This window comes from Novosphingobium sp. ZN18A2 (genome assembly GCF_036784765.1).
Classification (GTDB): domain Bacteria; phylum Pseudomonadota; class Alphaproteobacteria; order Sphingomonadales; family Sphingomonadaceae; genus Novosphingobium.
The window spans coordinates 1,435,293-1,448,294 of record NZ_CP136651.1 but is presented as its reverse complement, the minus strand read 5'-3'; the positions used below and the strand labels follow the sequence as shown (position 1 = coordinate 1,448,294).

Annotated in this window: 10 protein-coding genes; 4 read left to right on the top strand and 6 right to left on the bottom strand. The window is 63.5% G+C overall.

The window, feature by feature from the left end; genetic code table 11:
* The 4 genes from RXV95_RS07195 to RXV95_RS07180 all read right to left on the bottom strand — a co-directional run bounded on the left by RXV95_RS07195 (position 1) and on the right by RXV95_RS07180 (position 3,279).
* Entirely contained in the window at positions 1–753 is a 753-nt protein-coding gene (locus RXV95_RS07195) for an IclR family transcriptional regulator (RefSeq protein WP_338468325.1), read from the bottom strand.
* Between the two features lie 6 nt (positions 754–759).
* Complete coding sequence (locus RXV95_RS07190; RefSeq protein ID WP_338468324.1) at positions 760–1,155, bottom strand: nuclear transport factor 2 family protein; 396 nt, start codon at positions 1,153–1,155, stop codon at positions 760–762.
* Positions 1,152–2,285: a cobalamin-independent methionine synthase II family protein gene (locus tag RXV95_RS07185; protein ID WP_338468322.1), complete on the bottom strand. Its 1,134-nt coding sequence runs from the start codon at positions 2,283–2,285 to the stop codon at positions 1,152–1,154. Before RXV95_RS07185 ends, RXV95_RS07190 begins: the two co-directional genes overlap by 4 nt.
* 136 nt (positions 2,286–2,421) lie before the next feature.
* Positions 2,422–3,279 (bottom strand): helix-turn-helix domain-containing protein, encoded by an 858-nt coding sequence (locus RXV95_RS07180; protein WP_338468321.1) that lies wholly within the window; start codon positions 3,277–3,279, stop codon positions 2,422–2,424.
* Between the two features lie 112 nt (positions 3,280–3,391).
* Here RXV95_RS07180 and pobA point away from each other — a divergent pair, with 112 nt between their 5' ends.
* The 3 genes from pobA to RXV95_RS07165 all read left to right on the top strand — a co-directional run bounded on the left by pobA (position 3,392) and on the right by RXV95_RS07165 (position 7,708).
* Positions 3,392–4,561 (top strand): 4-hydroxybenzoate 3-monooxygenase, encoded by a 1,170-nt coding sequence (gene pobA, locus RXV95_RS07175; RefSeq protein WP_338468320.1) that lies wholly within the window; start codon positions 3,392–3,394, stop codon positions 4,559–4,561.
* An 82-nt stretch (positions 4,562–4,643) separates the two neighbouring features.
* Positions 4,644–5,315 (top strand): response regulator transcription factor, encoded by a 672-nt coding sequence (locus RXV95_RS07170; RefSeq protein WP_338468319.1) that lies wholly within the window; start codon positions 4,644–4,646, stop codon positions 5,313–5,315.
* A gap of 134 nt (positions 5,316–5,449) precedes the next feature.
* Positions 5,450–7,708, top strand: a complete 2,259-nt coding sequence (locus RXV95_RS07165; RefSeq protein ID WP_338468318.1) for a transferrin receptor-like dimerization domain-containing protein — start codon at positions 5,450–5,452, stop codon at positions 7,706–7,708.
* 71 nt (positions 7,709–7,779) lie between these two features.
* Here RXV95_RS07165 and RXV95_RS07160 read toward each other — a convergent pair whose 3' ends face one another.
* Positions 7,780–10,476 carry a TonB-dependent receptor gene (locus tag RXV95_RS07160; RefSeq protein WP_338468317.1) on the bottom strand — a complete coding sequence of 899 codons (2,697 nt, stop codon included), beginning with the start codon at positions 10,474–10,476 and terminating at the stop codon, positions 7,780–7,782.
* Between the two features lie 92 nt (positions 10,477–10,568).
* Positions 10,569–12,197 (bottom strand): hypothetical protein, encoded by a 1,629-nt coding sequence (locus tag RXV95_RS07155; protein ID WP_338468316.1) that lies wholly within the window; start codon positions 12,195–12,197, stop codon positions 10,569–10,571.
* Between the two features lie 302 nt (positions 12,198–12,499).
* Here RXV95_RS07155 and RXV95_RS07150 point away from each other — a divergent pair, with 302 nt between their 5' ends.
* The gene (locus tag RXV95_RS07150) at positions 12,500–12,874 is read left to right on the top strand and encodes a tetratricopeptide repeat protein (protein ID WP_338468315.1); all 375 of its coding nucleotides are present in this window, start codon (positions 12,500–12,502) and stop codon (positions 12,872–12,874) included.
* The last annotated feature ends 128 nt before the right edge of the window (positions 12,875–13,002 follow it).

Sequence of the window (13,002 nt, the reverse complement as noted above, 5' to 3'; positions counted from 1 at the left end):
CTATGGCTCCCCCAGTGCCGCGGCGGTGCGGGCCAGAAGCGCGCGGATACGGGCCTGCAGATCGTCATTGAAGCGCACGGCGGGCACGGCCACGCTGAACGCGCCGACCAGTTCGCCTTGCGCAAACGCGGGAACCGCGACACCGCAGATCCCGGGCGTCGCTTCCTCGCAGGCGACAGCGAAACCCTGCGCGCGGATCGTTTCGATATCCGCGCGCAAGTCCTTCTCGGACGTGCGCGTGCGATCGGTCATGCGGGCGCGCGGGCCATGCGTGAAGTATTCTGCAAGGTCGCTTGCGCCCAGCATCGCCAGAATCGCCTTTCCCGCCGCGAGCGTGTGCAGCGGACGGCGCGCGCCGGGATCGATTGCGTAACGCAGCGTCTGCGCGCTCGCTTCGGTCAGCAAGGCTTCCGCGTCATCATCGATGCGCACGAAGAACGAAGCCGTTTCGTTCAGTTCCCCGCGCAAGCCGCGCACCAGAGGCGCTACGCGGTCCGCCAGGGGAAGCTCGCCCTGCGGCGCGCGCAGCCTTTCAAGCCCCGGCCCAGCAAGGTAACGCCGCCCTTCCCGCAGCAGATATCCGCGTTCCGCCAGTGTGGCGAGCAGATAGGAAAGGCTGGATACCGGGATCGACAGCGCGCCGGCGATTTCCTGCGCGATCACGCCTTTGGGATGCGCGACAACGAACTCGATCACGTCCAGCGTGCGCATCGCCGACTTGACCGGGGCCTGCGCGGCACCAACGGCGGGCATCGCGCGTCAGTCCCTGAACGTCAGGCTGCCGCGCCGCTCGGCAAAGCGCCAGCCATCTTCGGTAAGGCAGAAACGATCGTGAAACGATCCGACCTTCGGCTCGCCGTCGCCGGTGAACAGCACCATCGCGCTGGTCCCGCGCGCGGTGGCCGGGCCTTCCACATCGATCACCACGTTGGAACAGACATGTCGCGTTTTGCGCGGCGGACGGCCCTTGAACGCTTCGCGAATGGCCTCGCGCCCGGTAATCGCCACATCGGGGTCGGTCGGCCGGTACATCACACCGTCATCGGCGTAGAGATCGGCCACTTCGTCCCAGCGCGCTTCGTCGTTGAGGTTGGCATAGTGCGCAACCAGCCGTGCGCATTGCCATTCCACTCTCATGCGATCATCCGCGTTCACAGCCGCGCCCCCGCGATATCGGCGCCTTCGCGCAGGTTCCTCAGCTTCTTCCACGTCACCTTGGGGTCTATCTTGCCATAGCCCGCAAACGTGCCGAAGCCGCAATCGGTGCTGGCGACAACGCGATCCGCGCCGACGATATCGGCGAACCGTTCGATCCGCTGGGCGACCAGTTCAGGATGTTCAACATAGTTCGAACAGGTGTCTATCAAGCCCGGCGCAAGCACCTTGTGATCGGGAATCTGCTTTTCCTTCCACACCTTCCATTCATGCTCGTGCCGGGGGTTGGCCGCTTCGAAAAGAACCGTGCCGGGGCGCGCCTTGATAACGATATCGGCCACGCGTTCGAACGGGATGTCGTGATCGTGCGGGCCTTCGTAATTGCCCCAGCACACGTGCATGCGCATCTTTTCGGGCGGGATGTTCGCCGTCGCGGCATTCAGCGCCTCGACGTTGGCATCCGCCACTTTCAGGAATTCGTCCTCGCTCATGTCCTGGTATCCGGTATGCCGGCTCATCGCGAGGTCAGGGCAATCGAGTTGCAGCAGGAAACCCGCGTTAACGATCGTCTCGTACTCCTCGCGCATCGCATCGACGAGATCGGCCAGATAGGCTTCGTGGCTGGGATAGTGGCGGTTGACCTGGAACGCCGTGATCAGGCCGGGGGATGCCGAGTTCATGAAGGCTTGCGTGCCTTCCCCGCCGTGTTCGGCCAGCGCGGCCTTGAAGCGGCGGATGTCGTCGTGCAGCGGCTCCAGCGTCACCAGCTTGACCGGGCCGATGCACGAAGCACGCACGAATTCCTGGCTGCCCATGATGGCCGAGAGCTTCTTGGCGAGATCGGGCACTTCGGCAAGATCGGCGGCGGGCTTGCGATCGGTATGGCCGCCAAAGCCCGAAAGCCGCTCTATCATGTAAGTCGAATAGCCCACCTTACCCAGTTCGCCGTCTGAAACGACGCTGACGCCGGCCGCGACCTGGTTCTTCACGCCTTCGTTCACCGCGGCTTGCACCACGCGGTCGAACTCCGCCGCATCATAGGGTTTGCCCGCGTCGCGCGCCAGCAGCAGCGGAGTCAGTTCCTCGCCGCGCGGCAGGCTGCCGACGTGAGTGGTCTTGATGCGGGGCATGGAAAAATCCTCAGCTGCTTGTGTTCACGTTTGTGAAAACTTCATAGCGCTGGCGCAGCGGCTGGCAACCGTCTGCGCCCCGCTTTCCGCCGGGATTTCAAAAGCGACATTCCGAGGCCCGGTTTCCCGCCATGATTTACGGCGCGAAAGTCATGCGTTCGTCGCGCGGGCGTCGTCCGGTCACGCGCAGGTGGAAGCGCGAAAAATACGAAGGATCGTCGAATCCGAGTTCGGCCGCCACCTGTGCGGCGCTGGCGTTGGTGTAATGCAGCAGGCGGCGCGCTTCCATCGCAAGCCGGCGATGGAGGAACTCGGTTGGGGTGCAGCCAAGGTGCGCAGCCGTCAGGCGAGAGAGGGTGCGGCGCGTCATGCCCAGTTCGCCGGCATAGAACGCAATCGGACGCTGCTCGCGAAAGTGCCGTTCTACCAGTGCGCGCAGCCGCGCGATGCGCGGATCTCCGGGAGCTTCCTCCGCAGTTTCGCCGCGCAACAGAAAACGCACCATCGCTTCGGCAAGCGAATGGAACAAGGCCGTCTCCGCCTGGCTCCAGCCCGGCCGAAGATCGAGCATCTGCGCCGCCAGCCATTCGACGCGCACGGCATCTTCGGACCCGATCGCCCCCATACGTCCCTCTGCGAGCGCTCGCGGCACGGGGTCGCTATCATGCCGGGCATTGGCAACGGCAAAATCGGCGCCCAGCGTCAGCACGTGCCCGCGCGTATCCGGTTCGAAGCGAAAGCCATGAACGGCGCCTGGCGGCACGATGACGCGGCAGGGCGCGCAAAGCGTACGCTCCTCTTCATCCACCATCGCGCGGACCGTACCCTCGCTCACCAACAGGATCTGCACGAAGCCCGCATGGCGGTGCGTTCCGATTTCCCAATCGTGCAACGAACTGCGCGCGGCGATTGTCTCGATATGCGCGAAACCCGTAGGCTGATCGCGATCAGCTTCGCCGTACAGCGCGTAGGAAGGGATCGATGGTCGGAGCATTATGTCCCATAAATACCATTTAACGTCACCCTCGTCCCTTCCCCCGACGCGCGCACCTTGTCAACTTGCGCAGCATTGAACGCCCCACCCAGGGGGAATGGGAGAGATACCAATGCGCACCCAGGTCGCCATCGTCGGCGCCGGTCCTGCCGGCCTTCTGCTCGGACACCTTCTTCGCTCCGAGGGCATCGAGTGCGTCGTGCTCGAACGCCAGACACCCGATTATGTCCTCTCGCGCATCCGCGCCGGGGTTCTGGAACAGGTTACCGTCGGCCTGATGGAGCGCCTTGGGCTCGACGCGCGCATGAAGGCCGAGGGGCTGCCGCACGACGGCTTCAACCTTGCCGATGGAGAGCGGCTGATCCGCGTCGACATCGCCGCGCTGACCGGCCAGCAGGTCATGGTCTATGGCCAGACCGAAATCACGCAGGACCTGATGGATGCCGCCCCCGAACGCGGCCTTGAAGTGATCTATGAAGCGGCGGATGTCGCGTTGCACGACGTTGAGAGCGACGCGCCGTATGTCACCTACAGCAAGGATGGCGCGGACCACCGCATCGATGCGCGTTTCATCGCCGGGTGCGACGGTTTCCACGGCCCTTCGCGCAAGGCCATCCCGGCAAGCGTGGGACGCGAGTTCGAGCGGGTATATCCGTTTGGCTGGTTGGGCATCCTGGCCGAGGTTCCGCCATGCAACCACGAACTGATCTATGCCAACCACGAACGCGGCTTCGCGCTCGCGTCCATGCGCAGCAAGACCCGCAGCCGCTATTACATCGACGTGCCGCTGACCGAGAAAATCGAGGACTGGTCCGACGATCGTATCTGGGACGAGCTGGCGATCCGCCTTGGCCCCGATGCGGCGGCAAACATCACGCGCGGACCGTCAATCGAGAAATCGATCGCGCCGCTGCGGTCTTTCGTGTTCGAACCGATGCGCCACGGCAACCTGCTGCTGTGCGGCGACAGCGCGCATATCGTGCCGCCAACCGGAGCGAAGGGCCTGAACCTTGCCGCGTCCGACGTTCATTATGCCAGCGAAGCGCTGGTCGCCTTCTTCAAGGCCAACGATGCCGACGCGATTGCCGCCTACTCCGACAAGGCATTGGCCCGCGTGTGGAAATCCGAACGCTTCAGCTGGTCGCTTACCAAGCTGATGCACCGCTTTCCCGAAGACGGCCCGTTCGAACGCCGGATGCAGCTGGCGGAGCTGGATTACATCGCTTCCAGCACGGCCGCACGCACCGCGATTGCCGAAAATTACGTTGGCTTGCCGGTCTGACCGTTCAACAGTCGTAACATCGTCACAGGCGCGTCACATGACCGCATCATGAGCAGTTCCGTTCGGATGGACGGGGCCGGGAATGGGGCGGATCGACATTATACTGACAAGCCGGATCGAAGGAGGGCTGGACCCCTTCGTGCATGACGATCTGCGCGTTGCATTCCACGTCTGGGAAGGCGCGGGGCCGCTGCCCCTGCTCGACGGGCAGGCATGGGCATTCGTCGACTGGCTGCTGCCGGATCTTTCCGGTCTGGAGCTGTGCCGTCGCCTTCGCTGCGACGCGCAGACCGAACACGCGCACGTGACGATGATACTTGAGGAAGACGACCTGGAAGACCGCCGCCGCGCCCTTCGTGCCGGCGCGGACGATTATATCCTTGGCCCGATCGACCGGCAGACCGTGCTCGACAGGGTGCTTGCGGCCCAGCATATCGAAAACGATCCGGCCTTGCGCTCGCTCGAACTGGGCGACCTGACGATGGATCTTGCCGCGCTTCAGGCGCGCTGGAAGGGCAAGCCGCTGACGCTGATGCCCAACGAGTTCCGGCTGCTGCGCTTTTTCATGGAAAAGCCGGGCCAGGTGTTCAGCCGCACGCAGCTGATCGCCGCGCTGGGAAAGCAGGCGCAACCCATCGACGAACGCACGGTCGATGCCTGGGTCAGCCGCCTTCGCCGTGCCCTGCGCGAAGCGGGCGCGGGGTATCCGCTGCGCACCGTGCGATCATTGGGATACGTGCTAGACCGGCCCTGATACCAACCCGCGCGACAATTTCACCCCGCGCCTGTCCCCGGCTTTGACTCGGCATCGCGCCGCGCACACTATGCGCGGCGGGGAATGCCGGAAGGCCATGTTCAGAAGTGGGGCAATCGCAAATGATCTCGCATATGATCTCAAGGACGCTGCTTACGTCGGCGGCCGCCATCGCGCTGGCCGCGGGCGCCATCATTCCTGCTGCCGCCGCGCCGAACGATAGCGCGGGCGAAGCGCTGGAGGCGCGTTTCGATTCCATGATCGATCCTGCCGACCAGGTTGCATGGCTGAAGGAAATGTCCTCTGCGCCAAACCAGGTGGGAAGCCCGCATGACAAGGCCAACGCCGAAATGCAGCTGGCGATGTTCCGCAAGTGGGGGTGGGACGCGCATATCGAAACGTTCCAGGCGCTGTATCCCACGCCGATATCCACCACGGTGGAAATGATCGCGCCGACGCGCGTCGCGCTCGGCGGCCAGGAACCCGCCGTGCCGGGCGATGCAACATCGGGCAACACGGCGGGCGCGATGCCGCCCTATCTGGAATACCAGGGCGACGGCGACGTTACCGCCGGCGTCGTTTACGTGAACTACGGCATGCCCGACGACTATGACGCGCTTGCCCGGCGCGGGATCAGCGTGAAGGGCAAGATCGTGCTGGCCCGCTATGGCGGCGGGTGGCGCGGCCTGAAACCCAAGCTGGCGCAGGAACACGGCGCGGCGGGGTGCCTGATCTATTCCGACCCGGCGAACGACGGCTATGCGCATGCGGACAGCTATCCCAAAGGTGGCGCCCGGCCCGCGCAGGGCATCCAGCGCGGCTCTGTCGAGGACATGACGACCTATCCCGGAGACCCGTTGACGCCGGGCGTGGGGGCGACGGCAAAAGCCAAGCGCCTTACGCGCGAAACGTCTAAGGTTATCCTCAATATCCCCGCCCTTCCCATCTCCTATGCCGATGCGTCGAAGATCATCGCGGCGCTGCAGGGGCCGGTGGTGACCGGCAAGGAACGCGGCGGTCTGGGCATGACCTATCACTGGGGCGGCAAGGATGCGGTCAAGGTGCATCTCGCGGTCAAGTCGGACTGGTCGCTGAAGCCTGTCTATGACGTGATCGCCATGCTCAAGGGATCGACCTATCCGGACCAGTGGGTAATCCGCGGCAACCACCACGATGGCTGGGTGTTCGGCGCCGCCGATCCGCTGGCCGGGCAAGTCGCGCTGATGAGCGAGGCGAAAGCGCTGGGCGCACTCTACAGGGGAGGCTGGCGGCCGAAGCGTACGATCGTCTATGCCAGCTGGGATGCGGAGGAACCGGGCCTGATCGGCTCAACCGAATGGGTGGAGCAGCACGCCGCCGAACTGAAGCAGAAGGCGGTACTCTACATCAATACTGACAACCCCGGCCGCGGCTATTGGGGCGCAGGCGGAAGCCATGACCTGCAGCATTTCGCCAACCAGGCCGCGCGCCCGGTGATGGACCCGCAGACCGGCGTATCGGTGGTCGAACGCGCCCGCGCGAAAATCCTTGCCGATCATTACGAAGATCCCGCCAGCGTGAAGCCCTGGCTTTACAAGGCGGCGAAGGCGGGCGGCGACCTGCCGATTTCCGCGCTGGGGTCAGGATCGGATTATTCCGCGTTTTTCCAGCATCTTGGCATCGCCACGATCGACACCGGATTTGGCGGTGAAGACTATGAAGGCGGATCGTATCACTCGGTTTACGACAGCTTCGACCACGTGATGAAGTTTGACGATCCTGGCATGAAATACGGCGCAGCCGTATCGAAAGTCGTGGGCCGCATGGTCATGCGCGCCGCCGATGCGGAGCGGGTGCCCGCGCACTATTCGGACTTCGCTTCCACGGTGGAACGCTACGTCGGGGAACTCGGCAAGCTGGCGACGAAGCAGCGGGCGAAGGACCGTGAACTGAAGGAACTCACCGATCAGGGCACGTTCAAGCTCACCTCGCGACCAGACGATCCCACCGTTGCTCCCGAAGACAAGGGCATTACGCCGCTGATTGACATGCTCGCCCTGCAGGACGCGGCGGACCGGCTGGAACGGTCCGCCCACGCCGCCGATGCCGTGGTGGGCCAGCTGGATAGCCTTCCCCCGGCAACGCGCGCAAAGGTGGACGCGCAATTGCGGACCATAGACCAGTCGCTGATTGATCCAGACGGTCTGCCCGGCCGCCCGTGGTTCAAGAACCTGGTCTATGCCCCCGGAACGCTGACCGGATATGGCGCAAAGACGCTGCCCGGCGTGCGCGAAGCGATAGAGCAGCGTCGCTGGGACGATGCCCGCGAATACGTGAAGAAGACAGCTGCCGTGCTCAACGCCTATGCCGACAGGCTGGATGCCGCCGTGGCGGCGGCCGGTACCGCGCAATAACAAGGCCATGAAAAAAGGGAGACGGCTTGAGGGAAGCCGCCTCCCTTTCCAGGGTTGTCCTGTTTGGTCGGTCAGAACCTGATCGATGCGGACGCCTTGAACACCCGGCCAAGGTCATAGGTGTTGAATTCGATCCGGCCGTTGCTGAGCTGCTGGTACTCCTCGTGGCGGCGACCGGTCAGGTTGCGGCCTTCCAGCTTCACTTCCAGTTGCTTGCCCGCGATGGTGAAACCCTGGCGCACGACCACGTCGATGGTGAAGCCCGGATTTTCGATCACGTCCGGCTGGCCCGAATTGAACAGGCCGCGGCTTACCGCGCGCTTGCTGGCATAGTTCAGCAGGATGGTCTGCTGCGACAGGCTGTCCGAATCCTCCAGGCTGAACTGGAGGTTGGCGATGTGGTCCGACTGGCCGGTAAGCGGCGCGCCATCCACGAAGGCGTTGCTTGCGGGAAGCAGAGCCGACGTATTGCCAATCTCGATCGTGTCGCCCGGCCCCACCTTCAACTTGGAATTGGTGTAGGTGTAGTTGCCGGTCACCACCAGCTTGCGCGACGTGAAGGCGCCGCCCATCGACGAAAGGTCGATGTCCTTCTGGACCTCCAGCTCGGCACCGTACAGGTCGGCGGCCGGCGCATTGGCATATGTGGTGATGAACAGTTCCGAACCGTAGAGGATCGATTCGATCGGGTGGTTCAAATGCTTGTAGAACGCGCCCAGCGAAATGTGCTGGCTGCCGCGGAAGTACCATTCGAAACGCGCTTCGGCGTTGTAGATCTGGGTATCCTTCAGCTTCGGGTTACCCTGATAGGTGCGGCTGCTTTCCGGGTCGTAGAACAGCTGGGTCAGCAATTCGCGGAACTGCGGACGCGCGATAGTCTTCGACCCGCTGATGCGGAACTGCATACCGGGGCGGATTTCATATGTCAGCGTGCCGGCGGGCAGGAAGTACTGGTTTTTCAGCGAATTGGTCTGATTGAACGCGGACCCCACGGGCATGAGCGTGGTCGTTTCACGCGACCACTCCCAGCGCAAACCGGCGTCGATAGACAGCGAATCCGTAACCTGGCCGTCAATCTTGCCGTAATAGGCGTGGTTCAGCAGGCTGGACTTGAAAAAGCCGGTACTCGCCGTCGAATCCTGTAGCCGCAGCGTATAGTTCACGCCGGGGTCCGCAATCGTCGGCAGATACCAGGTGCCGGGCTGCAACAGCACGTCGAGCCGCAGCAGGCCCAGCGCCCTGATATCCTTGGGATCGCCGTTCACATAGACACCGAACTGGCGCGAGAAGTTGGTGCGGCGCGTATCCTGGAACGCATAGCCGACCGTCCCGCTCCACCCCGGCACGAACTGGTGCGTCACGTCGAAGCCCGCCGACCACAGGTTCTCGTTCAGTCGCGCGAACTGGATCGTTGTGGGATCGCTGAGCTGGCTGGTGCCAAGGTAGTTGATGAACTGGCTGCCATAATCGTTGTTCGCGTTGGTGCGTTCGTATTCGGCGTTGATTTCGAACGGCGCGAGGCGCTTCGAATTCGCATAGCCCGCGCGCACATCGATCTTGGTGTCGGGTTCGGGCTTGAACTCGCCCACCACCTGCGAACTGATCAGCTGGCGTTCGTACCACGCGGTGCGCTGGCCAAGGATGTCGTTCGTGGTCACGCCGTTGCGGTGACCGAGGCTGAGCGAGGCGTTCTTGTCGGTGTCGTGGATATAGACGTTGGTCCAGCGAATCTTGTTCCGGTTCCACTCGAGGCCCAGACCGAGCAGTCCGTTCACCACAACCCGGTTGTCCGTCTGGACGGTGTTGAAGTCCTTGTAGAGCGCGCCCGGATCGGCGCTGGTGTTCTTCGACGTCTGCTGGCGGATCGAACGCGTCTGCGTCTTGTTCGAATATCCGCCCGTCGCGATAAGGCCGAGCGTGGCCCCGCCCAGATCGAACGAGGTGCCGCCGGTGATGTCCGCCGAGAAGTTCGGCTGGGTGTGATCGTCCTTCTGGACGACCGAATTGCGCGCGGTGAACAGGACGCTGCCGATGGCGCGCGCCTGATCGCTGGCGGGGACAAGCACCTGGCCGCTGTCGAACAGCGCCTTCAGATCGGCCGGATAGCTGCGGTTGCCATAGTCATAGCCGGTCCAGTCCGACTTCGAACCGAAATAGGTATAGCTGAGCTTGTTGGTCGTTTCCGTATCCCAGCCGATCCCGCCGCCGATCTTCAGGAAGCTTTCCTCGGGGATCGCCTGCGTCGTGAGGTTGATCACGCCGCCGCCGAACTCGCCCGGGAAGTTTACCGAATAGCTTTTCTGCACAAGCGACGATGCGATGATGTCTGTCGGGAACAGATCGAGCGGGACGACGCGCTTCAGCGGTTCGGGGCTGGGAAGCGGAGAGCCGTTGAGCAGCGCCAGCGAATAGCGATCACCCAGGCCGCGAACATAGACATAGCCGCTGCCCACGACGGAAAGCCCCGTCACGTGGGAGAGAGAGCCTGCGATGTCGCCCTCGCCGGTCCGTGCGATGTCTTCGGTGGACAACACGGAGACGACTTCGGCCGCGGAACGCTGCAGGTTCCGCTGGCGGCGACCGGTAACGATGATCGCACCGCCGGGAACCGAAACTTCGGGAGCCTGCGCCTGATCGTCGGCGGTCCGGCCGCTTTCCGGGGCGGTCGCCGGATCGGCGGGTGTGGAGCTATCCTGCGCCCACGCAATCGACGGCGTGGCGATCGCAGTGGAAAGCAGCAGCAGCGATGCAAGCCGCGGCTTGGTCATTTCATGTCCCCCTGGAACGAATATCTGTGCAATCATGCAAAGAAGGGGGCGGCCGGAACGGACCGCCCCCTCATTTGTTACGGGCGGTCCGATCAGGTGGTCGGAAGCGCCGTGCAGGCCTGGCCAGAGCCGAAGTCCGCAATCGAGCTGTCGCAGGTCCAACCCCGGTACCAGGTGTCCGATGCGTCCTTGACCGCGCCGACATAGCCCGGCCCGTCGAAGAACGACGAAAGCGCGGTGGCGTCGAACGGCGTGGCCGTCGTCTGGTCGATGGCGAAGTTCGTCACCGCTCCGGCATAGGCGGTGTCGTTGTTGGTGCCGGCGTTGAAGAACGCCTGCACGTCCGCAACGGTCGCCGAACCGGTGCCGATGAACGGACCGCTTCCGCCGCAGGTCATCAGGAACGAATCCGCCGCGATGGTCGGACCGTCGGCCGGGTTCGCAGCGTTGTTCGACAGGTTGAGGCAGACGTTGTTCTTGGTCACTTCGACGCCGTTCACGAAATGGACGTCGTTGTTGCCGCGAACCATGATGCCCGCCTGATCGGAGTTGCCGCTGTTGTCGCCCGGCTGGATCGCGGTGAAGTTCACCAGCTTCAGGTTCTGGCGCGGCTTGTCGGCTTCGGCACCGTTCGAGTCGAGCTCGAACAGGGCGTCGCCGGCATCCGGACGCTGGATGTTCAGGATGTACTGGAACGAACCCTGCAGGCCGGTATCGGTATCGAGGCTGTCATCGTCGGCGCCAACCGCGATGTAGTGCTTGAAGTTGACCGTGCCGCCGAACCATTCCGAACCGTCGTCGGAGCTGTTGACCGACTGGAAGTATTCAAGCTGCGTGCCCGAGCCGACACCACCGCCGGTCAGCGACTGCAGTTCCTTGCCCGGCGAGAGCGCGAAGCCCGAATACCGGATCTGGAAATACTTCATCACACCGGAACTGTCGTTCTGGTTGTTGCCGCCGAACACCGCCGGATCGACGGACCCTTCGGTGTCGCGCTCGCAGGTGTGGGTTGCCGGATCTCCGGTCGCGACGGTGCCGGCAACGGTGCAATCCGTAACCATGCCGCGGCCGAGCAGGACGACGCCGCCCCACAGGCCCTGCGAAGCGTCGGTCACGTGCTGCGTGCCGTCGACCACGTTTTCAACCGAGGTGAAGATGATCGGCTGGCTGGCCGTGCCCGTGGCCGAGATCTTGTTGCCGCGGTTGACCGCAAGCCAGGCCGGCTGCGCATCGGATTCGCCGTAAAGGATCACGCCCGGATCGATTGTCAGCGTGACATTGGTATCGGACGTCAGCGAGGTGATGCCCGCGTTGATGCAGTTCACGGTCGTGACGGTTTCCGGCGCGGCGGCGCTCGGCGCGCTGAAGCCGCCGTCGCAACCCACGTCGGTACGGCCGTGAATGCGATAAAGCACGCCCGCGACCTTCGGCAGGGCAGAGCTCTTGTCGACCAGCTTGGGCAGCGTGCAGACGCGCCACGTGCCTTCGGGGCTGGTGATCACGCCGTCGTTGGTCAGCGTAACGCCGCCCGTGCTCGGGCAGCTGGCTGCCGCGGTCACACCGCTCGACGTCGGGGTCGGCGTGGGTGTCGGAGTCGGCGTGGGCGCCGGGTTGTTGATCGTGATGCTGCCAGCACCGGGCGATGCGATGTCGTTGGCGCCACAACCGGCGAGCGCAAGGGCGCTGCAGCCGACGAGGAGCAGGCCATGAATAGTCTTCACTGTGGATTCCCCCATGCAGTCTTCGCGACGGGGCGAGTCCCGCGCCGCAAGTCCGGCGCCTAGGCGGGAAGCGTGACAGTTTCTTGTCAATATTTCGGCGAAATTGCCATTTATTCATGATGTTACGTGTTTAAGTCAAAGTGACGTATTGGAGACTCCCGCCCTGTGATCGTCCGCCATTTTCCTATGCCGGGCCGCCTTATGTGTCGTTTTTGTGACAACATGACAGTTTGATTGCGGGATTATCCCGCCGCGCATAGGATTGTGTTCACAAGATAAAGCGAATGCGAAGGGGAATGCCGATGTCCGTATCAATGCTTTTGGCCAGCGTGCTTTTCGCGCAGTCCACCGCGGGTTTCACCGTTCCCGCACCGCCGCCCGAAAAGGTTGACGTAGGGTATGTGCAGCTTGTCGCCGGCCAGCCGGGCAAGGCGATCGACCACATCCGCGCGACCGGCGCGCTGGAACAGCGCGATCCTGCTGCCTTGATCAACCTGGGAACGGCCTATGCAATGCTGGGCCACAAGGCCGAGGCAAAGGATGCATACCAGAAGGCCAAGTTCAGTTCGAACCGCTATGACCTTGAACTGGCGAACGGAGACTGGATCGATTCGCGCGATGCGGCGATCCTGGCCGAAAAATCGCTTGAGAAAGGCGAATATCTCGCGCTTCGCTGATAGCCGGGCAAGCGGGCATTTCGATCTGACGATGGAGCGCGCATCCCGCCGAGGTTCGCGCTCCGTTGCTTTCGGCACGACTTTTCGGCCTTCCTGCGACGCGCAAAGCCGTATTGGTCCGTCGGCAC

Excerpts from the sequence above, each read along its gene's own strand:
- RXV95_RS07160 (WP_338468317.1), bottom strand. The coding sequence starts at position 10,476 with ATGACCAAGCCGCGGCTTGCATCGCTGCTGCTGCTTTCCACTGCGATC.
- RXV95_RS07185 (WP_338468322.1), bottom strand. The coding sequence starts at position 2,285 with ATGCCCCGCATCAAGACCACTCACGTCGGCAGCCTGCCGCGCGGCGAG.
- RXV95_RS07170 (WP_338468319.1), top strand. The coding sequence starts at position 4,644 with ATGGGGCGGATCGACATTATACTGACAAGCCGGATCGAAGGAGGGCTG.
- pobA (WP_338468320.1), top strand. The coding sequence starts at position 3,392 with ATGCGCACCCAGGTCGCCATCGTCGGCGCCGGTCCTGCCGGCCTTCTG.
- RXV95_RS07150 (WP_338468315.1), top strand. The coding sequence starts at position 12,500 with ATGTCCGTATCAATGCTTTTGGCCAGCGTGCTTTTCGCGCAGTCCACC.
- RXV95_RS07180 (WP_338468321.1), bottom strand. The coding sequence starts at position 3,279 with ATGCTCCGACCATCGATCCCTTCCTACGCGCTGTACGGCGAAGCTGAT.
- RXV95_RS07165 (WP_338468318.1), top strand. The coding sequence starts at position 5,450 with ATGATCTCAAGGACGCTGCTTACGTCGGCGGCCGCCATCGCGCTGGCC.
- RXV95_RS07195 (WP_338468325.1), bottom strand. The coding sequence starts at position 753 with ATGCCCGCCGTTGGTGCCGCGCAGGCCCCGGTCAAGTCGGCGATGCGC.